At 61.7% G+C, this 24237-nt stretch carries 19 protein-coding genes and 3 pseudogenes; 12 read left to right on the top strand and 10 right to left on the bottom strand.

The features are described 5' to 3' along the window. Window positions 1-296 precede the first annotated feature (296 nt). Complete coding sequence (locus ACMGFG_RS12450; protein ID WP_436930652.1) at window positions 297-665, bottom strand: ArsR/SmtB family transcription factor; 369 nt, start codon at window positions 663-665, stop codon at window positions 297-299. Between the two features lie 503 nt (window positions 666-1168). Between ACMGFG_RS12450 and ACMGFG_RS12455 the strand changes: the two genes are divergently transcribed. Then, window positions 1169-2881, top strand: a complete 1713-nt coding sequence (locus tag ACMGFG_RS12455; RefSeq protein ID WP_436930653.1) for an ATP-binding protein — start codon at window positions 1169-1171, stop codon at window positions 2879-2881. A gap of 277 nt (window positions 2882-3158) precedes the next feature. Here the strand turns inward: ACMGFG_RS12455 and ACMGFG_RS12460 are convergent, their stop codons facing one another. Then, window positions 3159-3533 (bottom strand): Ig-like domain-containing protein, encoded by a 375-nt coding sequence (locus ACMGFG_RS12460; protein ID WP_436930654.1) that lies wholly within the window; start codon window positions 3531-3533, stop codon window positions 3159-3161. A gap of 384 nt (window positions 3534-3917) precedes the next feature. On the opposite strand from ACMGFG_RS12460, the pseudogene ACMGFG_RS12465 reads away from it, so the two are divergent. Continuing rightward, window positions 3918-4232 (top strand): annotated as a pseudogene (locus tag ACMGFG_RS12465) (helix-turn-helix domain-containing protein); the annotation flags it as partial. Window positions 4233-4307: 75 nt separating this feature from the next. Here the strand turns inward: ACMGFG_RS12465 and ACMGFG_RS12470 are convergent. Further along, window positions 4308-5570 (bottom strand): RNA-guided endonuclease TnpB family protein, encoded by a 1263-nt coding sequence (locus ACMGFG_RS12470; protein WP_436930655.1) that lies wholly within the window; start codon window positions 5568-5570, stop codon window positions 4308-4310. A gap of 148 nt (window positions 5571-5718) precedes the next feature. Here ACMGFG_RS12470 and ACMGFG_RS12475 point away from each other — a divergent pair, with 148 nt between their 5' ends. After that, window positions 5719-6120 carry a hypothetical protein gene (locus tag ACMGFG_RS12475; RefSeq protein ID WP_436930656.1) on the top strand — a complete coding sequence of 134 codons (402 nt, stop codon included), beginning with the start codon at window positions 5719-5721 and terminating at the stop codon, window positions 6118-6120. A gap of 92 nt (window positions 6121-6212) precedes the next feature. Continuing rightward, the gene (locus ACMGFG_RS12480) at window positions 6213-6875 is read left to right on the top strand and encodes an AIM24 family protein (protein ID WP_436930770.1); all 663 of its coding nucleotides are present in this window, start codon (window positions 6213-6215) and stop codon (window positions 6873-6875) included. Window positions 6876-8248: 1373 nt separating this feature from the next. Here ACMGFG_RS12480 and ACMGFG_RS12485 read toward each other — a convergent pair. Further along, on the bottom strand, window positions 8249-8992 hold the full coding sequence (locus ACMGFG_RS12485) for a DUF5518 domain-containing protein (protein WP_436930657.1): 744 nt from the start codon (window positions 8990-8992) through the stop codon (window positions 8249-8251). Window positions 8993-9338: 346 nt separating this feature from the next. Here ACMGFG_RS12485 and ACMGFG_RS12490 point away from each other — a divergent pair, with 346 nt between their 5' ends. Next, window positions 9339-10682, top strand: a complete 1344-nt coding sequence (locus ACMGFG_RS12490; protein ID WP_436930658.1) for a cytochrome P450 — start codon at window positions 9339-9341, stop codon at window positions 10680-10682. A 160-nt stretch (window positions 10683-10842) separates the two neighbouring features. Here the strand turns inward: ACMGFG_RS12490 and ACMGFG_RS12495 are convergent, their stop codons facing one another. The 5 genes from ACMGFG_RS12495 to ACMGFG_RS12515 form a co-directional block, all read right to left on the bottom strand. Beyond that, window positions 10843-11055, bottom strand: coding sequence for a hypothetical protein (locus tag ACMGFG_RS12495; RefSeq protein WP_436930659.1), 213 nt, complete (start codon window positions 11053-11055; stop codon window positions 10843-10845). A 171-nt stretch (window positions 11056-11226) separates the two neighbouring features. Beyond that, entirely contained in the window at window positions 11227-11922 is a 696-nt protein-coding gene (locus tag ACMGFG_RS12500) for an SDR family oxidoreductase (protein WP_436930660.1), read from the bottom strand. 221 nt (window positions 11923-12143) lie between these two features. Further along, window positions 12144-13154, bottom strand: a complete 1011-nt coding sequence (locus ACMGFG_RS12505) for a CPBP family intramembrane glutamic endopeptidase (RefSeq protein WP_436930661.1) — start codon at window positions 13152-13154, stop codon at window positions 12144-12146. A gap of 805 nt (window positions 13155-13959) precedes the next feature. Next, window positions 13960-14277 carry a DUF7521 family protein gene (locus tag ACMGFG_RS12510; protein ID WP_436930662.1) on the bottom strand — a complete coding sequence of 106 codons (318 nt, stop codon included), beginning with the start codon at window positions 14275-14277 and terminating at the stop codon, window positions 13960-13962. 1 nt (window position 14278) lies between these two features. Beyond that, window positions 14279-14620, bottom strand: coding sequence for an ArsR/SmtB family transcription factor (locus ACMGFG_RS12515; protein WP_436930663.1), 342 nt, complete (start codon window positions 14618-14620; stop codon window positions 14279-14281). A 122-nt stretch (window positions 14621-14742) separates the two neighbouring features. Here ACMGFG_RS12515 and ACMGFG_RS12520 point away from each other — a divergent pair. From ACMGFG_RS12520 to ACMGFG_RS12550, 7 genes and pseudogenes are all read left to right on the top strand, one after another. Beyond that, window positions 14743-15039 (top strand): annotated as a pseudogene (locus tag ACMGFG_RS12520) (glycosyltransferase family 2 protein); the annotation flags it as partial. 181 nt (window positions 15040-15220) lie between these two features. Further along, window positions 15221-16060, top strand: a complete 840-nt coding sequence (locus tag ACMGFG_RS12525) for a DUF6159 family protein (RefSeq protein ID WP_436930664.1) — start codon at window positions 15221-15223, stop codon at window positions 16058-16060. Window positions 16061-16096: 36 nt separating this feature from the next. Next, window positions 16097-17746 carry a hypothetical protein gene (locus tag ACMGFG_RS12530; protein WP_436930665.1) on the top strand — a complete coding sequence of 550 codons (1650 nt, stop codon included), beginning with the start codon at window positions 16097-16099 and terminating at the stop codon, window positions 17744-17746. A gap of 10 nt (window positions 17747-17756) precedes the next feature. Further along, window positions 17757-18584 carry an ABC transporter ATP-binding protein gene (locus ACMGFG_RS12535; RefSeq protein ID WP_436930771.1) on the top strand — a complete coding sequence of 276 codons (828 nt, stop codon included), beginning with the start codon at window positions 17757-17759 and terminating at the stop codon, window positions 18582-18584. 169 nt (window positions 18585-18753) lie between these two features. After that, on the top strand, window positions 18754-20352 hold the full coding sequence (locus tag ACMGFG_RS12540; RefSeq protein ID WP_436930666.1) for a sensor histidine kinase: 1599 nt from the start codon (window positions 18754-18756) through the stop codon (window positions 20350-20352). An 8-nt stretch (window positions 20353-20360) separates the two neighbouring features. Further along, window positions 20361-21206 (top strand): annotated as a pseudogene (locus ACMGFG_RS12545) (RNA-guided endonuclease TnpB family protein); the annotation flags it as partial. Window positions 21207-21476: 270 nt separating this feature from the next. Beyond that, complete coding sequence (locus ACMGFG_RS12550; RefSeq protein ID WP_436930667.1) at window positions 21477-23249, top strand: hypothetical protein; 1773 nt, start codon at window positions 21477-21479, stop codon at window positions 23247-23249. 692 nt (window positions 23250-23941) lie between these two features. On the opposite strand, the gene ACMGFG_RS12555 is transcribed toward ACMGFG_RS12550, so the two are convergent. Beyond that, window positions 23942-24154, bottom strand: coding sequence for a hypothetical protein (locus ACMGFG_RS12555; RefSeq protein WP_436930668.1), 213 nt, complete (start codon window positions 24152-24154; stop codon window positions 23942-23944). Window positions 24155-24237: the final 83 nt, after the last annotated feature.

Genomic DNA, 24237 nt, shown 5'->3' on the forward strand with positions numbered 1-24237 from the left:
GAGTGTGGGACTCAGGGGCGTCGGCAAAACTGGTTGCCGCACCCGTCACTGAACCGCGATGTGCGTCGACCGGGACAGGCGCTCGTTTTCGGGACAGGTCCCACCGGGCGAGGAACCGGTCGAGCGACCGTCGCGAGGACACAGTCTCCGGAGACGTGTTTCTCACTGGACTGGCGAAGACGCGGTTACCCGTCTCGTCCAGATGCGGTCCACCATCTATCCGATCGGGGAACCGGGTCAGCGCTATCCGGGTTGCAACAGGGAGAGAGGAGCGAGTTGTCGTGTTCCAAGTACAGTCACTCACCGACTTCGAGCGTGAGACCCTCCGAGTCGAACGCGAGTTGCATCCGCTCGACGATGACGTGGAAGCACTTGCGGTGGTGACCGTCGGGGTCGATGCGCATCGAACTCTCCAGAACTCCGGCCGATTCGAGCCTGTCCAGGCGGCGGTAGACGGTCGCCCGGGACATGTCCAGACGGTCCACCAGTTCCCGGGCCGAGAGCGATTCCTCGCTGAGCACGCCCAGTAATTCGCGAGCGTACTCGTCGCTCAACAGCGAGAGGGCTTTCGGCACGTCGACCGGCGGTTCGTCGTTCGCGAGTGGGTCGGCAGTTCGTTCGACATTTGGGCCGGCGGCGGCACGAACCGAATCTGACTGTGACATCGTTACTCGATCCGTGTACCCGACACTCCCTGTAGCCAGACGCTACTATTTCGCATCGCCGCGCAACCCCTACCCTAGCTATCGGCATGTGAACGACACACATACAGGTGGCAGTGCGGTTCTCGCGCGGACCGAAGCCGGCCCGGGAGCCCAGGTGGTCCGTGTTGCTCAACCTGAGACATCAGTTCAGTTTTTATGTGCTCCGGGTGACGAGCGTCGGCCATGTTGCCCCGAGTCCACCGGACGGTTCGCGCCTGGATTCCTCGCCGCATTCGGGCGGACGGTCCATCCCCTCTGCGGAAGGCAAACTGCGGCGCTATCGACTCGGCCACCGGTTCGCCCAGGACTGCGTCACCGATCGCGAAGCCCCTCGGCGAAGGGGCACCCAACCGTCGGGAATCCTCGACGCCCGGAGAGATTCCAGAGACGAGCGCCGTCGAACCGCGTGGGTCACGGTGGGTGGTCGCGCCGGCGGGCGCACGGGTGGGCAGGGTCGCCGACCGATGTCACTAGCAGGTACGCTCGGAGCGGTCGCACTGGATGGCACAGCCGTGGCTTTCCTGAGTTGGACGACCTGGACCGCGTTTCAGTCTCGGAACCGGCCCAGTGGCAAGACGTTTGTGGCGTTGCTCGCCTTGATGACGGCGTGGGCAGTCCTCGCGCTGGGAGCGGAACTCGCTGCAGCGGTCGCAGGCCACAACCTGACGAGCGCGCTCGAACTGGCGCTCCTGGGAGTTGGACTCGTCGTTCCGGGGGTCTGGACGATGTACGTCCTCGGGTACGCCGGCCGCGGGACCGGTCTGACGCGGCGACGGGCCCTCATGCTCGCCGGAACCGTGTTCCCGGTAGTGTTAGGCGGTGCTATCGCGACCGTCTCGGCGCTCCAGTTTCCCGACTCGATAGGGAGTCCGGTGGTCGGCGTGCTGTTCGCGTTGCTGGCCGCGGCGGTGTTGTACCTGTTCGCGCTCTTTGTCTACGCGGCGTACGTTCTGGTCCGCCTCGGCCGGCGGCACGCCCGTATCTCTAACCTGCAAATAGCAGTATTGGTACTGGCGACCAGTGCGCCCTATCTCGGGGGTGCGGTCGGAACGAGCGCTTCGGCTGCCGACGGCGTCACTGTCGGTTTCCTCACGTCAGGTGTCCTATTCGCCGTCGCGGTTCGACGATATCCGGTCATGACTGGCTTTCCAAGGTCCGAATCAGTCGCTCGGACCCGGGTCGTGGAGGCACTACAGGAGGCGGTGGTCGTTCTGGACTGGGAAGGGTACGTTCTCGACGCCAACGAGACGACGGCGCAACTGTTCGACCGGTCGTCGGACGCCATCGTCGGCGAACCGGTCGAGACGGTCATCGACGGTATCGAGGGAACCAACCTCTCTGCGGGCGCGACTGGGACGGTCGCACTACGGACGACGAAGGGGCGCCGGCAGTTCCAGTACAGCGTGTCGGCCGTCGATTCGACTGGGAATGACAGTGAGACGAATGGCGACCCGGTCGCCAGGGCCGTCGTGTTCCGGGACGTGACCGACCGACAGACCCGTGAACAGCGCCTCACAGTGCTCAATCGGGTTCTCCGGCATAACGTCCGCAACGAACTGGACGTCGTCCTCGCCCACGCCGACCGCGTCGAGGACGAGACGTTACGGGCCGGGATACGCGAGAGCGCAACCGATCTCGTCGACCTCAGCGAGAAAGCCAGGGAGGCCGAGGAGGTCATGCAGGCTAGCACCGATGTCCCCGAGCGCATAGACCTCGTGGCCATCGCGAGGGACGTCGTCGAGCAGTACCGGACTGCCGTTCCAGAGAGCGACATTACGCTCTCATGTCCCGACGGAGTGAAGATCTCGTCTCATGAGTCCGTCGTTCGAAAACTCCTCTCGGAACTGGTCGATAACGCGGTCAAACATACCGACGGGTCGTCCCCACGTGTCGAGATCAGCGTGCGGTCTCGTGGTGAGGCCACCGCCGAGGTCGCCATCACGGACGACGGTCCCGGGATCCCGGAACGTGAGCGAGCGATCCTGACCGACGGGACCGAAACCTCGCTCGAACACGGGCGAGGCGTCGGACTCTGGACCGTCAAGTGGGCGGTCACCCAACTCGGCGGCGAACTCGCTTTCGAGACGAACGACCCCGAGGGCAGCGTCGTGACCGTTCGACTCCACGACGCCGAATACGAGTCTGACGACCGCGGGGAACCCGCCGAGGCGGACTGATAACGCAACGAGGCGTTCACCGGTATGCCAACACGCTTTGCCGACGACGAGACTGGAACACAGACGAGTCAGTGCCGACACCGATTCCTGCTCGGAATGGGCGCGATGACGGCAGCACTGGCTGCTGTGCTGGTGAAACCGACGACGCTGTCGACAGTCCGACAGACGACGAACCAACCGGGGGCCCGACCGACGACGGTCCCACCACCGACCCTCCGACAGGCACGTTCGCTCCGGCGGGGGACCTGCCGTCCGGTCGGAGTTCGACGCCGCGGGCTCAAACCACCCCTTCAGTGACGCTGACGACCCCGTTTCCGGTTTCGACGACCGCCGTCTCGGTCGGGTCACTCCCCACCAAACAGTCGGCAGTGTCCCGGCCGTCCGTGCCGAGTGCGCCGTCGTCGAGTCGCGCGACGACGCGATAGACGCCACGCGGGAGTCGGGTCGGTGTGCTCGCGACGTCACCGGGGCCGAGCGCGTACGTGCGGTCGAACGCCATGTCGTCGTCGGGATCGAGAAACTGGACAGTGACCTCGACCGTCTCGTGGTTGTAGTTCCTAACGACCAGACTTTCGTCGGTGACGACCGGCGGCTCTGCGCCCGGTTCGTTCGGGTCGTGAACGCGTCGGTGGACAGTGAGTGACCGATTCATACCACGTTCTCACGCCCGGAAGCACGTATACCCGCTCGCGGCGTTGCAGGACCCGAAACACTGCGTAGGGGGACTTTAGCTGATAGCAGGCGGTAAGCCCCCTTCCTCAAGAAGCAACGCAGGAAGTGAAGCGACCGAGTAGCGCAGTAGGGAGGGGATACACCGCCGTCATCATCTTCCATACACTGTTCTGTTACTGACCCACAGGCCCATGCAACCCGAACATATATTACGTACTATAAATATAATATGCATACGGTGAAACGGAAGACAATCACCATCCGTGAAGACCAAGAAGAGTGGATTCAGGAGAACCACCTGAATCTCTCCTCGTTCGTTCAAGAAAAATTGGACGAACTTATCGAAGAACGTGACTCGTAACCTATGAACTACAACTACAGGTATCGCCTCAAACCCACAGAAGCCCAGCGTGAGACGCTGGACTATCACCGCGATACCTGTAGACAGCTCTACAACCACGCCCTGTACCGCTTCAACCAGCTCCCCGACGACGAGGGCACCGTTAAACAGCGTGTCCGGAAAATTCGTGACGAGCTTCCCGACCTCAAAAACTGGTGGGACGCACTCACCGACATCTACTCGAAAGTTCTTCAGCCCACCGTCATGCGGATTGCGAAAAACATCACAGCACTCGGAAAACTCAAAGAACAGGGCTACAAGATTGGGGAACTCCGATGGAATTGACCACCTCCACGGCCTTCAGGCCGTGGAATCCCGCCATGGGATTTCGGGTCTTAGTGACCCGTTGCGGTTTCAAGACGCATACGTTCCACTCGTCGCCGGGCGGGGTTCGCCCTCGGAGTAGCTGTCTTGTGGCCCGGTCAATGAGGCCCCATCCGTAGCCGAGTCATCGCCAGCCGCCTTCGGCCCGGAATTCCGGTCAGTTTGGGGCTGGCTCTCTCCGCCACGGTAGCGGTCTGCGATATTGAGCGCGGCATTCACGTCTGCTTGATACTCCGTAACCCAACAGTCGTCGTTCGGACACCGGAACGTCGTCTGCTCGGGGCGCGTTCCTGTCTCGCCGCAGGCGTGGCACTCTTTGGAGGTGTTTCGGGGATTTACCGTCGCGACGGGAATCCCCGCTTCCGTGGCCTTGTACTGGATTTGCGCGTGGAGTTTGGCGAACGCCCATCCGTGCAGTCGCCGGTTCATGAACGCGCCGTAGTCCGTGGTCTCGCGGATGTACTGGAGGTTCTCCAGTACCAGTACAGGATTGTCGACCTGTTGAGCGCGTTCGACTACCTGCCGGGAGATGCGGTGGATGATTTGGTCGATGCGCTCCCAGAGGCTGTCGCCGTACTCCTCGATGATTCGTTCGCTCTCGCGGCGCTGAAGGCGGCGCGTGGCCGTGAAGTACGTTTTGCGGAGGTGGCGTATCTGCGATGCCTCGTCGCTGTAAATGTCGGGAGCGGTCGGGGTACCGCGCTCGTCACGGTGACACACCGTGGCCAAGGCAGCATCCCCGATATCCACCCCGACCGGCGTCCGTTCCGTGTCGGCCGCCGACCGAGTTTCGACCTCACGGGTCGCGGTGACGTGGAGATACCACGTCCCGTCGCGTTCCAGCAATCGACACTCACCCATCTCGGCATCACCCGCGTGTAATGCTTCCAGCCACGGGCGTTGCTCGGGGATTGGAGCGGCAGGCAACCAGAGGTGATAGTCGTCGTGATGCGGGATTTTCGCGTACCACTCGTAGTGGTTTTGTGGGTGGTGGTCGAGTTGGACGCCCTCGTTGGTGAACTTCACCGGGTGATCGTCGATATCGTGGAGTTCGCTGGCGTCGTAACTGTCGCCGCAGAGTTGGGGGACGTACTGCTTGAGGGCGTTTTTCGCGTAGCCGGAGAGGTCGTACTCAACCACCACGTCGTTGGCGGCAGACTGCGTAGTGCAATCGGCGTCGAAGGCAGTCTGAAGTGCCTGCTGGTATGCGTCTCTGGTCTCACGGAGCTTGCGCTCCTTGTGGGCGTTGGGGTCGACGAGATGCAGTTCCAGCGTCTTCGTCACCGCAGCCATTTATCGTATCAGTTACGTTGGCCGGAACCGCAATAAGGCTCGGCCATCCGGAGTGAAAGTAAAACGAGAAGCGATGGAAATCCAGACCGTGATAGACCCGTGGAGACTCATACTACTGTCCGCTTGACCCCCGCCTGAAGACGGGGGTATGCGCTCGAACCTGTATCAGTTCCTCGGCCAGGTCAACGTGTTCAACGAGACCGACCGGCGACTCGCTGGTTCGGTCGCGGTTGCGGGTCCCGACGGCGAGTCTCGTCTCGACGAAACCTTCGAGTTGATCTCCTCGCGTACCGATACCGGCGACGGCCAGCCCTTCGCGACCCACGACGACGTGTGGGACGGGTCAGGTGCGTACGAGGTCACTGTCGACATGGCCGACGATGTCGATAGCCAATCCCGGGTGACCGAGACAGTCGAGATAGATACGCCCGACGAACAGCGCCTTGCGGTCGTGGTCGGTGGCGCTGGCGTGGACGACCCGGTCGACTTCCGGGTCGGCGAGAGTCTCTCTGAGTTCGTTCCGACGGCGACGACGGAGACCACGTCCTGACTCACCGTACAGTAGACGGGAAGTGTCTCAGGCCCGGAGACACTGTCGGGGTTTACGTGACGTTCGCCGACGTCGGGTCGGATGGAGACACGATGAACGTCGACCAGTTCACATCGGCACACGCACCGACCGAGACGGACGAGACGTTTCAGACGGAAAATAGCTACACTCTCGACGTGACCGTTGACGGCACCGTGATGGTGAAAGCCGGCTCGATGATCGGTTATACCGGCGACATCACATTCACTGGGAAATCCTCGGCCGAAGGCGGCGTCACCGGATTCATCAAGGAAGCAGTGACCAGCGAGGGGACGCCGGTCATGGCGGCCGAAGGGACCGGCCACGTGTACGTCGCCGACCAGGGCAAGAAGGTCCAGACGCTCGAACTCGCGGCAGACGAGTCGCTCTCGCTCAACGGTGACGACGTTCTGGCGTTCGAGTCCCGCGTCGACTACGAGATCGGCACTATCGACGGGGTTTCGGGAGCGACCGCCGGGGGGCTGACGAACGTCTATCTGACCGGTCCCGGGACGGTAGCCCTCTCGACACACGGCGACCCGCTCGTGTTGACGCCGCCGGTCAACACGGATCCGGACGCGACCGTCGCCTGGAGTGCGAACCTTTCGCCGTCGGTCGCCAGGAACAAGACGCTCGAAATCGGACAGACCTCCGGCGAATCGATACAGATGGAATTCACCGGTTCCGAGGGGTTCGTCGTCGTCCAGCCGTACGAGGAGACGTCGCAGCGCCAGTGAACTAGCGTCTCTGCCGAGAGCGTACCCGGTGTCGTTTTCCCTCACGGAGACGGTTTTCGACGCAAGTACGAGCTCGTGACACGGCCGCACCTCTCAGCTACCCTGATTCGCCAGTGGGACCTGCGAGGAGACACGACGAGCAGCGCGGTCGGGACGACCGGATTCGAATGCCCGGGAAACCTCTCTTCGGACAGTGTCTCAGACCCAGCAACACTGGGTGGGCGTTGATTACTACTCCGGCCATCCATTCAGGTAGCCGCCAGTCGGAGGCGGCCGACGAAAAATATCCGGCACCACCATCTCACCACACGCCCCACCCCATCCCACCTCATTCCACCCACTGGACAGAGTCCGTCCCCGGCCGGACGATCCGGTATCGGGCCACCCTGTCACCCTGTTGGTCCCTCTCTGACCCCCTCCGTTTTTGTTCGGCGATGCGGACGGAATCCCATCGAGGACGATTCAACCGCGCCGGTCATTTGGTTCACTCGTGTGTCGGTCTCCGGCGACCCGAGTCCCGTATAGACCGGCGCTAGCCCGATGTCTCGCACGTCGACTGGGACCCGCTCTCGGCACCACCATTCGTCGGGCCGTCTCGGGACGAGAAACACTGCCTGGTGGCATATATTCGATCCGCCCCACAGAACGAGTATGGCAGCGTCCACACGAGAGAGGTCGACCGTCGCCGCTCCCGAAACGACCGGGTTCGGCGTCACCTCTCATCGAGACCGGCACTGCGACCGCGACGGGGTCGATGGATCCACTCCCGGCAGATCGCGGACGAGGAGGAACGCATGAGCCTGATCTCGTGTCCTCACTGTCCGCGACAGTTCGATTCCGTACGGCAACCGCGCACGCACGTGGAAGACGCTCACGACGGAGCGAAGTCCACGCCCCGGACATGGGAACCCTGATCCGGACCACGATCATCGAACATCCGAGGATCCGACCGGCTCTCGGAGGGACCCAGAACCCATGAAAAACGACCACGAAGACAAGACGGAGAGCGAGCGACCAGGTCGGTTCGAACGATGCAAAGACGCGGTGCTGGAACTCGGCGCTATCGTCGTCGACGGGTTTCTCGACCTGTTCTGAGCGGTCCTGACACTCTCGGACGGGGTGTACTCTTCGAGAAGGGCATGCCGATGGCAGTTGCTATCCTCGACGGGAACCCGCCCTGGGTGTCTGTGTGGGGCGTCTCGATATCGTCCCAGTTTTCGCCTGTGCGAGTAGTCTTGGTAGCGCGCGCTGTGTTCGGCAGGGATCGCGACAGAACCGGCGACGACCGATAATCGGCGAGTCGTCAACTCCCCTCGTCTCGATAGCGATACGAGCGCCGGGGGCGACGGGAGGTCTGTCGTTGGCGTCGACCGTCAGACGAACCGGTCGGGGAGGTAACCGCCGAGCGCACCGAACCCGACGTTGAGCGCGAGCGCCGCGAGTTCGCCGACCAGAGTAATGCCGACGAGGACGACGCCGCCCGTGAACCTGTCTACCGCGCCGGCTCCGGCGAGCAACCCGACCGCGAGAAACACCAGCAGCGGAACTGTCAGGGCCCAGCCGACCAGTCCCGTCGTGGCGCCGACCCGCAGACCGGACTCGCCCTCGTGAAGATACGCAGCGAGAGCCCCGCCGACGATCCCCGACCCATGGACGAACGAAACCAGCGCAGTCACAGCGGCGCCGTAGACAGCGCTGGCCCAGAACGTGGCGGTCGTTCCGCCCTCGCTGGCGACCCGACGGCGGGTCCGCCGGCGTCCGCGGACGAACACCGCGGCGGCGGCGACCAGTCCGAGGCCTGTCAGTGCGACCCCAACCGAGAACCAGTCGACGAACGGCACCCCAGCGGTGACCGCCTCGGCGGGCGTGAGTCCGTTCACCTCTGTGCTTTCGGCGGTGATGAACTCCGTTATTATGGTCCGGTCGACCCGCGTGTACATTCCAGCACCGACCGCGGTTAGGGCGAAACCGACCACTGCTGTGATGGCACCCAGGACCCAGTCGACCACTGCTGGAACGGGGTCAGGGCTCGCAGTCGGCGGTTTCGTGTCGGTTCGAACGGGCTTCGGTGCAGTCTTTGCATCTCCCATACAAGAAGCAACGAGCGACCGGGGCATGTACCGTACAGCACCGTTTCAGAGACTGATACTGTCGGACACAAGTTCGTGAAGAGCGTTCCGCCGTTCGGGGACGAACGGTCAAAAAACCCCGAAACAATCATCGAACGGTGGCATTGCTTGTGTCCGACAGTATGAGACGCAGTGAAGTGGTTTAGGGTTCGCACGGACCTCCGGTGTGGTGTTCGTTTCTGGGTCTGAAACTCTCGATACCGATTCAAGTACGTATGACTCGGATTCTGAACTGTGATCTCGCCCGATACGAAACCCCTCGCTGGTATCGCCCCAGTCCCGACCACGGTCCCCTCGGGGTCCGTCGACCGAGCAGTGTCGGCCAGATAGTGATATGAGTGAACGCAACAGCGAGCGACCCCTGCCGCCCAAGCGGACCGGACTCCCGGTCATCGGGAGCGCGGTTTCGTTCGGCCGCGACCCGTACGCGTTCTACGATGACGTCGCGAGTCACGGCGACGTGGTTCGGTTCTCGATGGGCACCTACGACATGGTCGGCGTGCTGGACCCCGACGCTATCGAGGAAGTCCTGGTCGAGAAATTCGACAGCTTCCGGAAACCGGAACGTGCCGGCGGCGTGGACGTTCTCTCCGACGGTCTGTTACTGGCCGACGGTGAGCGGTGGCAGACACAGCGGACCCGCCTCCAGCCGCTGTTCTACCGGGAGCGTATCGAGAACTACGCCGAGACGATGGCGACGTACGCGGCCGCGATAGCCGAGGAATGGGCGGCGACTCCGGAGGCTGTCGACCTGACGGAGGCGACGTCGACGTACACGCTGCGGGTCCTCGGGAAGACGCTGCTGGGCGTCGACACGGACGAACACCGCCGCGCGGTCCGGGCCGGTGCCGAAGCGATCCGCGAACGCAGCAGTCAGAATCCGGTCTCGGTGGATCTTCCCGACTGGCTGCCGACACCCGGTAACCGGCGGTACCGTCGCGGCGTCGAACAGCTGGAGACCGTCGTCAACGACCTCGTCGCGGAAACTGAGCCAGACGGCGACAGACAGGATATCCTGTCGACGCTCGTCACCGCCAGCGAGCGGTCGGACGAGGGCCCCACCGAATCGGAGCTACGGAGCCAGCTCATCACCTTCCTGTTCGCCGGTCACGAGACCAGCGCCACCGCGCTGACGTGGGCACTCTACGAACTCGGCAGGAAACCAGCGGTCGCCGACCGGCTCTACGCGGAGGTCGACGACGTCGTGGACGGCGCCACCGCGACGCTGGCGGACCTCCCGGAGTTGACGTACACGAAGCAGTTGCTCAGAGAGACGCTCCGGCGATACCCGCCGGCGGCCGCCATCTTCCGGGAGGCCGACGAGGACGTCGTCGTCGGCGAGTACCGCGTGCCGGCGGACACGTTCGTCGTGCTCCCCCAGTTCCACGTCCACACCGACGACCGGTGGTGGACCGACCCGGACCGGTTCGACCCCTCCCGGTGGGACGGTATCGAGGAACCGCCGGGGGACCGACCGGAGTACTCCTACTTCCCGTTCGGGGGCGGGCCACGCCACTGCATCGGGATGCGTTTCGCACGGATGGAACTCACGCTCGCGCTCGCGACCATCGCGGGGCACTGTCGGGTCACTCACGACCGGGACGACGTTCCCGTCGACGTCGGGTCGACGGTTCACCCCGGTGAGCCGATCCGCGCCACCTTCTCTACGCGCGAGTGACACCCCCTCGTCGGTCAGTACCTTGCTACGAGCGTGGCATAGAAACAGTCACATGGATTGATTTCGCCAAGGTCCGGATTGAAACACCTGCTCAGTGAGCATGCGAATCTTGCACAAGATACTACGAGAACTTGAACAGATATAGGAGGGCTTTCGAGGGTCACTCGACGTAGCCGAGTTCACGAAGTGTGTCGAGTGTGCCCTCGTCAATGTCTTCCTTGGTGAGGGTCTCGCCAATCTGCTCGTGTCGATCTTGTACGACTGTGATGAGTTGGCGGGCGCTCTGGAGTTTATAATGGATGTCGGAATCATCTGTTTCTTCGATAACCCCTTGTAATAGGTCGTCGATGGTTTCGAGCGTTGTATCTCCCATGCGAGGTGCTATTCGTATCTGGAAATAAAGATTGTGACTGGTGGGTCCTTGAACAAGCACTGCAGCAGGGTTGACTTGAATCGTATTGGTATGATGACTACATACTCTGTATCGAGCGGTTCGGAAGGTCAAAAGATGGGTGTGGCAACCGTTCTATGACACTCTGCCTTGCTACAGTTTGTCGGTCGAGTCGACACTGATCTGGGTGAGTTCAACGCGAGCCGGCCGCGAGGCGGCAAAGACGACCGTTTCCGCGACATCTTCCGGATCCATCGCTCGTCCGTCCCAGTGCTCCCAGTCGTTGAGTTCGGTGACGACCGGGCCGGGCATGACGACCGTGACGCGGACCGGCTCGTCCGACAGTTCCTTTCGGAGTGACCGCATGAACCCGTTGACGCCGAACTTCGACGCCGTATAGGTACTTCCGCCTTCCTGGGGGTACCGGACGCTTAGCGAGGAGATGGTGATCACGTCACCCAGTTCGGATTCGAGTATACACGGGAGCAGCGCGTGGGTCACGTTCATGACGCCTTCTAGATTGACGCGAATGCTCGTTCGCAGTTCATCCAGTTCCGTCTCCGCGACGGGGCCACCGCGGGCGACGCCGGCGCTGTTTACCAAGAGGTCGATGCCGTCGAACGAAGAGCGGACTTCCTCCGCCATCGAAGCGACCGCGTCCTCCTCGGTCACGTCGGTCGGGACGACCAGTGTCTCGGCGGCTATCTCGTCTGCGAGTGACTCCAGCCGGTCCTGACGCCGTGCGACGAGCGCGACGGAACACCCGTGCCGGGCGAGAAGCCTGGCGGTCGCCGCCCCGATACCCGATGACGCGCCGGTCACCACCGCGTCCCGTTCGGCGAGGTCCATACCGGTCTGTGTTCGACCCCCCAGGAGATTTACAAGTATTGTTTGTCAATAGTGAGCGTACCGTTGATTGTCCGCGTTGTCGTGTAGTCCGCAATCGGGATACGTAACACGCCTCTCCGACGCCCTGACACGCACACCGATAGCACGTCTTCGACCTGACGACTCGTCGACCAGTTGTACGTCAATGCGCGCGTCGTACGTCGGAGGTGTTCAGGTCACTCTCACTGCATGTATGCCGACGACAGCCGCGACCCGAAGTCACCGTTCCGGAGAGCAACGTATCCGACGGTGAGGGCTGCAACACAGAGGATTGCTCCGAAGTTGACCAACCCGAACACCTGCACGAACTGTGACGGGCCAGTGAACGCCGGCCGGATCAGCATCGGCAGGATCTCCGCAGCCTCACTGACGTTCACCAGGCCGTAGATGTTGTTCATCGCAAAGTTGACCAGGAAATGGAGGCCAATCGGCAGTGCCAGCGAGTCGGTCCACACGTACGCGGCGCCGAGGAGGAGCCCTAACGCCACCCGGAAGCCGAACTTTTCGAGCGTCCCCGGGAAGTGTCCGAGACTGAATATCAGCGACGACGCCATCACCCCTGCCACGACCGCGCCACGGTCGGACAGCCACCGGTTCCGGAGCCCTTCGACGGCGCTCGTCAGGATGATGCCCCGAAAGACCAGCTCCTCCCAGAAGGCGGTAAACGCCCACTGGATGGTGTACGCTCCGAACGCGGCGGCGAACGGCAACACGCTCGCGCCAGCGCCAGCCGAGAACACCTCGGAGACGGTCGCCCACCCGGCGAACAGGCTCACGGGGAGTGCCACACCCATCCCCGCCAGAGCGATGACGCTGCCAGCGCCGAAGTCCTTCAGGAACGACGAGTTGAGCGCGAGTCCGTAGTCGGTCAGCGGCCGACGGTCGATGTACTTCGTGAAACCCACCGCCAGGAGGAGGCCAACAAACGCACCGATCAGATTGGTAGCGGCCCCGTTGACAGACGGTGGAAGTTCAGTACCTGCGAGAACGAGCGCCGGAAGCAGCATCACGCCCACGAGCGCGGCAACGTACACTCCGAGTATCCGCCAGAGTGCACGGGGACGACTCTCGGTTCGATTCCACAGCATGGAGACGACGCGACCCGTGATTCCACCGCGATTAGTTCGCCGGTCGTCATTGGCTGACCGGGCTGCAGTTCGTTCGAAGTTGGTGTCGGTATCTGCTTCGGTCATCGACACCCGAAGATATGGACGCATGGAAAAAGGGCGGCTTTCCTGGCTTCACTCGTTGAAGTCAACCCAGTATAACACATGGGTTCGGGCGTGGTGTCACTCTACCCGCTGGGAACATACTTCTCTCCCCGTACACGGGGACGTTTGTGAACCGACGGTCAGCGATGTCGTCGCGGTCGTAGCACTCGCTGATCACCCCGATATTCCCGGACCGAAAGGGTGGATTCTTTCTTCGACAGGCACCGGAGCGGCTGGTTTGGGAACCTCGGGTTTGCACACCGATGGTGTGCTGGGAGTGCCACGCCCCCGTTATCCTTATTCCGTCTGGGATTCGGGAGTACCTGTGATCCGCACCCACCGTCTGCCGACAGCAGGGGTGCCTGCTTCGGTCAGCGGTGGAATCCCGAGATTGTCCGATTGTCCCGGCGTGGGGGCGGGCAGACCGCCTCGGTCGGTGTGCGCTCGTCTCGCCGCCGATATAATGGTTCCGTCGCTTACGCGATTCACGCCCGCGGTAAACGACGAGATTCTCTCGCTGAATCAAGATAGCCCCCGGGCACGTCACCGTTCTTCCTGTGAACTGGTAGCTATCGGGACTGTACTGAGCTCTCGTGGATACCGGATGCGAGGTGGACAATCGCTTCGATGGTATGCTGAACACGATATCCGATGAGGAGAGCATCTCTCTGGACTATTTGCCTCTGGTGGCCCTAATTGCACAAGATTGAGCGATAACTGATCCGTCTGGAAAGCCACACGAGCAGGTTAGTCTGGCCGTAATTGACACGCACGTGAACCACCAACATTAGTCTCGGCGTGGCACCCACAGCCCATAGAGGATCAGGCCCAGACCGATGAACTCAGGGATCTGAATAATGCTGTTGAGGACCGGAGTTGGCAGCTCCAGCAGGTAAATCAGTACCAAGCCAAGCGGAGCCTGAACGAACAACACGAGGATAAATCCGGCAGCGATGTATAGCATCGGACGGCTCTGGTTTTGCTGGTATGCGGTGTAGGCGAGGTAACTAATCGCCAATCCGAGGATCATCGGAATCACCTCGCTCACCTGTCGAATCGTTCGTAGCGTTTCGAGATCGACCAACTGAAGCGGTGTATCGAGCATGTTAGCTTCCCTCTACGAACTGCGTGAAGCGGTCGACCATCCGTTCCCGACGTGAAACCGTGATCTCGAAGCCGTCTTCGCTGAGATCGAGTTCGATTCCGTCGAGTTCTGTCCGATAGAGCTTGTAATTCTTCCCGTCGGTGACTGGCTGGATATCTTCCGTAACAAGGTCGTACTCACGGAGACGCTCCAGCCGCCGGTAGACCGTCGGCTCCGAGACACCAGCGCAGTCGCTGAGTTCTGCCGCCGAGCGAGGCTCTTTTTTCGCCTCGACGAGAATCGTGCGCGCACACTCGTCACCGAGCAGGTCTGCGAGTGCTTCAGGATCCCGCACGTCGGACACTGTACGTGTGCCATCTCTCGTTTCGTCAATATAGGTTGTGCCGTTCTGGGCTTTCCGCCTGGCTTCAGTCAGAGAAGCCACAAGAAACTACCATCCATATCCACGCTCACGTTTCGAGTCGGATGTCGAACAGACAAACCGCCTGTGACGGGGTCGCCGCACAGTTGGGACCTGAAAATGAACTGCTTGTTATCCACGATAGCGAGGAAGACCCGGTCGCGGACCGAAAACCGCTCCCAGAGACCGTCCAGTTGATCCCTGCCGGCGACCCTGGCGGGTGTTCCGGGAAAGCAAATGCTATCACAGCCGGGATGGAAGTCGCCAGCCACGACCGTCTTGTCCGGACCGACGATGACTTTCATCACATCCCGGACTGGCTCGACGGCCTCCATGAGGACTACCGTCGTTCAGGTACGGTACGAGTCCCCCGTGAGTGATGAAGCGGACAACAGGATCCCGGGGTCGGAAACTGAGGTCTGAATGTTTCAGACCCGGAGGAACTGTCGGCTCTCCTGTCGTTTCAGTACATAAAATTTTCGGCCCGTCTCTGACTCCGAACAGGAGGACAGCTGTCAATACCACGGGAGACGCCCACCCAGTATGAGAGTGTTCAGTCGCCTCAAAATCGGATTCGGGATGGCACGCCGGAGCGGTCGCGTACTCAGAGTCCATCCGAAACTGTTGGTGTTCCCGCTCGTCGGTGGGATCTCCGGGATCGCGTTCATCGCAACGCTGTTCGGAAGCCTGCTCCTCACGGACTCCATTCGGGATCCCGGCATGGTACTGTACGGCGCATTGTTCCTCGCCTATCTCGTCGAGACATTCGTCGCGTCGTTTTTCACGGCGGCCCTCGTCGCAGCGACTCGGACTGTCTTCCACGGCGAGGAACCGTCGATCCGTGGCGCGCTCGCCGCCGCCTGGCAGCGGAAACTACCGCTGTTAGCCTGGTCGGTGGTCGCCGCTATCTTCGGCGTGATCATCCGCATCATCGAATCTGAGGACAACCTCGTCGCGCAGCTCCTCGCCGGCGTCTTCGCGGTGGCATGGAGTGTGATGACTTACTTCGTCGTCCCCGTGATCGTCTTCCGTGACCCGTCTCTCACGGAGATGTTCTCGGAAAGTGCGACCACGTTCAAAAATACGTGGGGAGAGTCCATCGGGGCAATGGCCACGATCGACGTCTTCTCGTTCCTGCTGGCGCTCGCCGGCCTCACGCTCGGCGTCCTCACGTTCGTCGTGACCGCAGGCACGGGGATCCAGCTGCTGGCGGCGGTCGTGGTCGGTGGCTCCGGATTCGTCTTCGGTCTCCTGGTCGGGAAAGCGCTCAGTGGTGTCGCCAAGACGGCGCTGTACGTCTACGCGACCGAGAGTACCGCACCGGCGTTTTTCGACGACATGGACTTCGGTGCATTCGGCGGTTACGGAGGCGGCCGAATCTAACGACCGAGTCCGCTGAAAGATGGCCTCGTAGACACTATGGACCGGCTCACTCGCATACCCACAGATATCCGACAGGGTGCGAAAATCACCCGTGCAGAGTGGACGCGCCATCGTCGTGAATTCGGAACCCCGTCGATGGGACAGCCTGTCTTCCTCGTCGTCCTCCTCGGATTCGCCGCCGGCCTCAGCTGGCTCGCATACTCGCTGGGACGCGACATCACCGCGGGACAGCCGTTTCCGGATGATCTGGTGGGTCTCGCTGTGAGCGTCGCGTTCGTCTGGATGGTCTGGCGCAGCTCGAAGTACACACACGTTCGCTTCGAGCGGCTAAATCCGGACCTGCTGTTGACGACTGTCCCCGCCAGAACGGCTGCGCTCGGCCTGCTGGGGTTCGTCTACGCTCGCCTGCTCACCACGCTCGCCGTGCCGACGCTCGGCATCGCAGTCGGTACCGCCGTCGGACTCCGAGCGCCGACGGCCGTACTCACGGTCACCCTCGCGATTGTCGGTATGGGCCTGCTCGCCGCTGCACTCGGGACCACCAGCAGGCTCGCTGCTCGCCTCGTCGCACTCAGGTTCGTCCGCGCACGGTACTACAGAGACCTCCTCGTCGTCTTCGGCTGGATCCCGCTCGTGGTCGGTGCGATGCTCCTGGAGGAACTGTCGCTGTCGCTCGCTCCGTTGACCGGAGTCTTCGGTGCGTTGCCGCTGGCGTGGTTCGTGGATATGGCGCTCGTCGGCGCGTTCGACGGGACAGGTGAGGCGGTCCGTCATACAGTGGGCGTGTTCGGTCTTCTCGCTACCGCAGTGCCCGTCTTCGCGGTCGGAGCGACAGCCTTCGTACGCCGCATCTGGGAACAGGATTCTGCCAGTTCGACAGGCTCTCGCGGTTCGCATTCACTGCTCGAAACAGGGGTAGTAGAGCGAGTCGTCGGTGAACGCATCCCGCGTGCCACGTACACCGTCGCTCGGGAGCGATGGCTGATGGAACGGCGCGTCCCACGGGGGCTCCTGTCCACGGGGTATGCGCTCGTGTTCATGGGCGCCGTCGGATTCCCGCTGGTCGCGCTCGTCGGTGGGAGGACCGTGCTACTGGTGTATTTCGCGGTCACGCTCGGCCTCGCTGCCGGTGTCGCCTTCGGATCGGACCCGATCGGGACCGAATATCGCACGTTGCCCATGCTGTTCACGTCGGTTACCGGGCGGCAGTTCGTCGGCGGAGTGCTCCTCGCTGCAACAGTAGTCGGCGTACCGCTCGTCGCCCTCGTCATCGTTGTGCTCGGGATCGTCGGCTCCGTCGGGGTCGCACAGACGCTCCTGATCGCGCTCCTCGGTGGTGTCATCTGCCCGTGCACCGCGTCGGTCGCAACCATGGTCGGACTGGGAGTCGAGCGTATAGAATACGCTCCAGTCCCGTTTTTCTTCACTGAAGCCCCAGTTTACGGGGAACTGGGCGCGACGGCGTTTCTCCGTCAGGGGCTGGTGCTCACCATCGGGGTTCTTGCCAGTCTCCCGGCCTTCGTGGGGACGGCACCGTCCGTCTCCGAGCGCATCGCGGCTCTCGGGGTGCCGACCGCCAGCATCCGGGTCGGGTCACTGCTCCTCGCGCTCTTGCTCGCCGTCGCCGTCACGAGAACCGCCGCAAAGATTGCAGTACAACGGTTTCGAGAGTATCAACTCGAGTGATCTCCGAAAAATGACAAACAGCAGCAACGACACGTCGGCATCGAACGAGCGAGAAGCCACCATCGAAACGGACAGGCAACCCGCGATCAGCACGAGCGACCTGACGAAGACGTACAGCGAGACGACGGCCGTCGACGGCCTCGATCTCACCGTCGAACGGGGCGCAGTGTACGGGTTTCTCGGTCCGAACGGGGCGGGAAAGACGACGACGATCCGGATGCTGACGGGATTGCTCCCACCGACCAGTGGCACCGGACGTGTCGCGGGGGCATCGATCACTGACCGCGAAACGCTCATCGAACACATTGGATACTTGCCCGAATCACCGCCGATCCACGAGGAATTCACGGCCCGCGAACAGCTCGAATACCACGGCGGGCTCCGGAACATGTCTCCAGCAGCCATCGACGACCGGATCGAGACGCTGCTGGCCCGGTTCGAACTGGCTGGCGCTGCCGACGAACGGATCGCCACGTACTCGAAAGGGATGCGACAGAAGGCCGGACTGATCCAGGCGATCATGCACGACCCAGATGTGGTCTTTCTCGACGAGCCAACGTCCGGGCTCGATCCGCGCGCCGCCCGAACAGTCCGGGAGACTATCACGAACCTGGCTGCGGCGGACACCACTGTGTTCCTCTCGACGCATCTCCTCCCCGTCGTCGAAGAGATAGCGACCGACGTCGGTATCCTCTACGACGGCGACATCGTCGCGGACGGTCCACCGGGCGAACTCACAGGCGACAGGGAAATAGACGGGGAACACACGCTCGAAGACGTCTTCCTCGAAGTCACGACCGAAGACGAATACCCCGAGGATGAATCCATGCCGGACTAGTTGGAGTAACCGCGAACTGTATCTGGGTTTCCCGTTGCGCTCTGGCTCACCGAGCGGTTCCTGACAGCGTCGTCATTCGCTCGTTCCAGCGGCTGAACGTCGCTACTCGGAGACCACATCCTTTAGAAGGTTACTCCCCGTTGATATCCAACGACCGTACGTCCAACTCATGCTCGTCAAAATCGTCGGGGGCCTAGGTATTTCAAGCGCAGCGGGGCTCCTGGCGATTAGTGCGACGGTCGCCCGCAGATACGATAAGCCGGGAGCCGCGTGGTTCTCGGGATACACCGCACTGGTCGGAGTCGGTCTCGGAGCACTCAGCGTCGGCGTCTTCACCGGATTCGTTCCGGTAACTGACTTTACGGGTGCAGTTGGGCGGTGGCTGGCGTTCGTCTGGATACTCCCCGTCGGTTTGTGGGCAATGTTTGCACTCCGGTACACCGGCCGGTTCGTCTCGTTGACCCTGAAAACAAGTATACTGGTCGCCTTCCCGCTTCTCGTATTCATACTCCAGTTTATACTATCCAGTGCGTCAGGCGTGCCGACACAGGCTATCGGGTTGTTCGGTATTACTGTCCGGTATTACGCACTAGCGCTGGTCGTCACTGGGATGGTGTTGGTAGTCCGGACGACGCGCCGATACGACCACACCGCGGTGTGGCAAGGTGTCGCCCTCGCTGGGGCACCGGCGGCGATGTGGTTGTTCTGGAGCAGTATGCCGTACATTGCTCAACTCGGCCGGACGGCGGGTGGGGCCGCCTACGTACTGGGATCACTCGGCGCGGTGTGTGGGTTCGGATTCACGGTGTTCCGACTTGACGCGTTCGACATAGCCCCAACCGTCGGCGTCGTCGGTGAACGGAATATCGTCGAGGAGACAGACGACCTGGTGTTGATCGCGGACGAGGAGCACCGAGTCGTACGGGCGAACGAACGTATGCGCTTCGCTTCGGACGGGGCGGACCCCGCAGCTGGCACCGTTACCGTCGAAGACATGTTCGGGACCGACGTGGACGGTTTGCGAGCAGCCGAGACGGTTACGCTCAGTGTCGCAGGCGTGTCGGGGAAGTACGATGCGCAGGTGTCGACAGTGGTCGACCGGACCGAGCGGAGTCTTGGAACCGTGGTCAGTCTCCGAGAAGTGACCGAGCGCGAACTCCGCAAGGAACGCCTCTCAGTCCTCAACAGGGTTCTGCGACACAATCTGCGCAACCAGCTCGACGTCCTCGACGCGCACCTCGATGCCATCGACGACGACCACGCGGACACGGCCATCGAGACGACGGGTCGTATCGCACGCATGAGTGACCGCGCACGGACGATCGACCAACTCCTCTCGGAGACGCGCGAACACGCCCCGGTCGACGTCGCCGAACTGCTTCGCGATACCGTCGCGACCTACGATGCTCCGGTCACCGTCGAGGCGACTGAGTCGTTGGTGGTAACGACCGACGGCGTCGCTCTCGAGGCGGCGATAGAAAGCGCCGTCGACAATGCGGTCATGCACGCTACGGACGTGACCGTCTCGCTTCAGTCGACGCCGGACGGGTGCGAATTGCGGGTCATCGATGATGGTCCCGGCATCCCCGAGTCGGAACTGGCCGCGCTCGAAACCGGGACTGAGGCGCCACTCCGACACGGGACCGGACTGGGACTGTGGCAACTCACCTGGGCTGCCCGTACGCTCGGCGGCGAGGTATCGTTCGACACGTCAGACGGTACCACTGTCACGATATCCGTCCCCGACACTCCACCAACCGGCGAGTGACTGTCGAGGTTGTCGAATACGAGACTCGACCCGGTGCCGGAGTTGATAACCTGCAACAGGTTCGCGCTGTCTACGACCAGCAGAACGAGCGATGGGAACTCCACCTCGTCTGCAAAGACGAAATCGAGACACCCACCGCTCCCGGTGACGAGACGGCAGGTATCGACCTCGGCATCAGCAACTTCGCCGCCGTCGCGTACAGCACCGAGGACGCCGACCTGTACCCCGGCAACCGTCTGAAACAGGACGGCTACTACTTCCCGAAGGAAATCGCCAAATGCGACGACAGCAGTGGCGATAGGGCCACTCGCCTCCACGCGAAGTGGTCAGAACGCCGTACGCACTTCTTCCACGCCTTAGCGAAACACATCGTTGAACGGTGCGTGGAAAAAGGCGTTGGCCGCATCAACGTTGGAGACTTGGCGGGCGTGCGCGAGGACGAAGATGGAGAGTCGAAGAACTGGGGTCGGCACGGCAACCTCGACCTGCATGGGTGGGCGTTTGACCGATTCACCTCGATTCTCGAATACAAGGCGAAGGTTGAGGGTATCGAGGTCGTGGAAGTGCCCGAACGCGACACGAGTAAAACGTGTTGCGTGTGTGGGAGAGAGAACGACAATCAGCGTGTCGAACGCGGCCTGTACGTGTGTGAGGCCTGTGATGTGGCGTTCAACGCGGACGTGAATGGGGCGGAGAACATCCGTCTCAACATCAACGAGGAAAGTAACTCCAAGTCTGCACCCGGTTTGGGTGGCGATAGGAGTACCGGCTGGTTGGCACAGCCCGGAGTCTACCTGTATGACCTCTCCTGCGGATTCCAACCGCAACGAGAGGTGGTGGACTGCAAACCGTAATATCCCAACCTCGGGATTCCTCCGTCTTCAGGCGGAGGAGGATGTCAATGTAGCGATTTTTCGGTACGACCTATTTCGCCCTCGCTGAACCAATCACTCACCCCCGTCTGTTCATTCAGCGACATCATCTTGTTGTATCAGTCTCCGGCTCAGAAAACGAGATGATATCAGCCCATAATATAAAAATACATACTGTCTCTCAAGCTGAGACGCTGTTCGGCGGCTAATGAGAGAGTAGCACTCGTATACCTTGTAGAGGCGTTCACCTGTATGTCCCCACGCTTTGCCAACGACAACGATGATAGTGCGACACAGACGAGTCAGAGTCGACGCCGATTCCTGCTCGGGATAGGCGCCCTGACAGCGGCACTGGCCGGTTGCAGCGGTGATGACGTTCAAAGAGCAAACGACGGTCCGGCCGACGACACTCCCACTGACGATACTCCGGCCGACGACACTCCCACTGACGACACTCCGGGCGACGACCCCTCGACGGACACGTTCGATCCGGCGAGCGACCTGCCCTACGGCCGGTGGTTGACGACAGACCAGAGTGGGCTGTTTTTTGCCTACGCTAACCTGAACACTTTCCCCGAGGACACCGTCGCTGGCTCCGGTGATCCGTCGGATCTATCCGTCGATGATCCGCTGGCTCTGTATCCGCTCATAATAGGCGGCGCAGCTGCCGGTATCGGCCAGCTATCACTTTCGTTTGCCGGGCTCACAGATGCTGTGAGCCCCACGGTCACGTCCGACTCGACGGTACACGAGGTAACCGTCACTAACGAGACTATAATCGCCGAGGGATCGTTCGCAACCAACCAACTAGATGAACGACTGGTCGAGCCCACAGACGAAACGTTCGGTATTGCCTACGAACGAACCAGCACGGACCGTGGGTACGACCGATACGAACCCGCCACAGTTCCCGATTCAGTGAGCGATCCACCTGCGGTAGCAGTCGCAGACGAGACAGTCATCGTTGGGCCGGACGCCAGCCGACTCGACCGGACGATCGCCGCCGGCGACGGGAATCGTTCCCGCGTCTTCGAAACTGACGAAACCGCCATGGAACTGCTCGAACAGGCCGGGACCGGTGATCTCGTGGTCGGTCAATTCGGGTCAGCAACACCTGAGCAACTGTTCGGAGACTTCCAACCCAACTCTGACCCGCATTTCAGGCCCCGCTCCGGTGAAAACGTGGTTGCAGGAGTGGATTTCGACACGAGTGGGGAGACGTTCGAGTCGCAGTTCGCCTTTGCCGCGGCCGACCTCGGTGAGGAAAGGCAAGAGACGATCGAGACTTCATTCGGGACAGCGGCCGTCGATGGCTCGCAATCAGTCGAGGTGAGCGGCAACCGCGTCACCGCTACTGGGACTTACCATGTCGAACAACTAACTGCGGACCCGACGGGGCAAGAGCTCTCGCAGGCAGCGGCTGCGGAGATGGTGTCGCCGGAGGCGCTGACGTTCCAGTATGAGCCGCCACGTGGTCAGGAGTTCGGTGAACTCTGGGTGCGAGTCACCGAAGACACCGACGCGGCAGGGATCCGCATAGAGGCTGATTCGGGCGGATACACCGAGATCCAGCCACAGGAGCGGTCTGTCAGTGCCGATGACCGCGTTGCAGTCCAAGTTGATCCGGACGGGGACTCGGTGACCGTCTTCGCGGTCAACGGCGAGGGTGCGGTCGGTGAACTCACGACTGTGTCTGTCCCCACAGACGAGTTGTCCGAGACAGCGGCCAGTCAGGCGGTTCCGGGGGATGCACTGTCGTTTAGGTATGAATCACCTGACGGTGGCGATTTCGGGTCACTCACGGTCGAAGTCGTTGCAGACACGGACGCCGAGACACTCGTCGCGCAACCACAGGAGGCACCGGGTCTGTTCACCGACCGCGTCGGTTCGCTGACCAGTGACACGCCGGTCGGTGCCGGGACAACGCTCGAGACAGCCGTAGAGCCAGCGGGCGACGAGGTCGTCGTCTACGCGACTGTCGACGGTGCCACTGGCGAGGTTGCCCGCTGGCAAGGTCCCGATTGAGCAACTGATTCTGTTCCCGGATATTCATACCCGTCGTGCAAGATACGTGCGTTGTATCTCACACGGCTCAAGATACACTCCGAGGGCGTCACACCAGTGCTTCAACCCTCCATCGCTTAGTGAAAGTCCTACATAGCCGAGGAACGCTGATACCGAAGATACGCTCCGCTACCGATACAGATGGTGGCGATAAGTAACAATCCACCGCTGAGAACACTTTTCAACGTGCCTGAAACTCCGGGGTTTTCGACTATGCTGAGGGCCCGCTGAAACACAATTAGTTGAAATACCAAGAGAAGGCTCCCACCGGATACCAACAGCCGACTTTTCGAGGTCCTGCTCATGCTTCAGCCAGCACCCGGCAATTGTATAGGTGCTATCCACGCTCTCTGGCTCTGAAACACTGTGTACCTGCGACGATCATCGCTACATGTCGATCAGTTTCAAAAATTCGAATAGAAGTCAGTCGTCGGCCGGAGCAGAGTAGTCGGAGACTGGAAGGTGCTCGTCAGTACCGACGTTTCTGGCCCCCGACAGCGGTGAACAGTGTGAATGAGTGGCGGTGGACCCCGACGGCGATGATAACCGTGCCACGGGTGTGTACGACCTGATCGGGTCGTTTTAACCCGTGCTCGAGTGTGGTGAGGACTATCGAAACCGGACAGTCCGGAAGACGGCGAACCGCTGTCCAGTCAGTCGGCGCCGCTGGTATTAGCGTAGACGACACCGAGCAACATGAGGAACACGCCGAAAGCGACGATGCCGATCGAAACCAGGTCGGTTCCGCGAGCTGCGCCGAACACCCACACTGCGAAGCCGAGCCAGACACCGCGTGGCGTCCCTCCGGCGTCGGTTCCGAGCCATTCGACCACGGGGTTGTGATGTATGTATTTCATATCGGTCACACCGCGAGTCGCCCGAGTGTAGCCGCGACGAGTAGCGGATACCGATACGTACTCTGCGAGGGCCTATCAAGGCCGACAGCGTG

The sequence above is a fragment of the Halosimplex halobium genome (assembly GCF_051414055.1).
Taxonomy (GTDB): Archaea; Halobacteriota; Halobacteria; order Halobacteriales; family Haloarculaceae; genus Halosimplex; species Halosimplex halobium.

Coding starts and splice junctions, on each gene's coding strand:
- ACMGFG_RS12450 (WP_436930652.1), bottom strand. CDS start 665: ATGTCACAGTCAGATTCGGTTCGTGCCGCCGCCGGCCCAAATGTCGAA.
- ACMGFG_RS12455 (WP_436930653.1), top strand. CDS start 1,169: ATGTCACTAGCAGGTACGCTCGGAGCGGTCGCACTGGATGGCACAGCC.
- ACMGFG_RS12460 (WP_436930654.1), bottom strand. CDS start 3,533: ATGAATCGGTCACTCACTGTCCACCGACGCGTTCACGACCCGAACGAA.
- ACMGFG_RS12470 (WP_436930655.1), bottom strand. CDS start 5,570: ATGGCTGCGGTGACGAAGACGCTGGAACTGCATCTCGTCGACCCCAAC.
- ACMGFG_RS12475 (WP_436930656.1), top strand. CDS start 5,719: ATGCGCTCGAACCTGTATCAGTTCCTCGGCCAGGTCAACGTGTTCAAC.
- ACMGFG_RS12480 (WP_436930770.1), top strand. CDS start 6,213: ATGAACGTCGACCAGTTCACATCGGCACACGCACCGACCGAGACGGAC.
- ACMGFG_RS12485 (WP_436930657.1), bottom strand. CDS start 8,992: ATGCCCCGGTCGCTCGTTGCTTCTTGTATGGGAGATGCAAAGACTGCA.
- ACMGFG_RS12490 (WP_436930658.1), top strand. CDS start 9,339: ATGAGTGAACGCAACAGCGAGCGACCCCTGCCGCCCAAGCGGACCGGA.
- ACMGFG_RS12495 (WP_436930659.1), bottom strand. CDS start 11,055: ATGGGAGATACAACGCTCGAAACCATCGACGACCTATTACAAGGGGTT.
- ACMGFG_RS12500 (WP_436930660.1), bottom strand. CDS start 11,922: ATGGACCTCGCCGAACGGGACGCGGTGGTGACCGGCGCGTCATCGGGT.
- ACMGFG_RS12505 (WP_436930661.1), bottom strand. CDS start 13,154: ATGACCGAAGCAGATACCGACACCAACTTCGAACGAACTGCAGCCCGG.
- ACMGFG_RS12510 (WP_436930662.1), bottom strand. CDS start 14,277: ATGCTCGATACACCGCTTCAGTTGGTCGATCTCGAAACGCTACGAACG.
- ACMGFG_RS12525 (WP_436930664.1), top strand. CDS start 15,221: ATGAGAGTGTTCAGTCGCCTCAAAATCGGATTCGGGATGGCACGCCGG.
- ACMGFG_RS12530 (WP_436930665.1), top strand. CDS start 16,097: ATGGACCGGCTCACTCGCATACCCACAGATATCCGACAGGGTGCGAAA.
- ACMGFG_RS12535 (WP_436930771.1), top strand. CDS start 17,757: ATGACAAACAGCAGCAACGACACGTCGGCATCGAACGAGCGAGAAGCC.
- ACMGFG_RS12540 (WP_436930666.1), top strand. CDS start 18,754: ATGCTCGTCAAAATCGTCGGGGGCCTAGGTATTTCAAGCGCAGCGGGG.
- ACMGFG_RS12550 (WP_436930667.1), top strand. CDS start 21,477: ATGTCCCCACGCTTTGCCAACGACAACGATGATAGTGCGACACAGACG.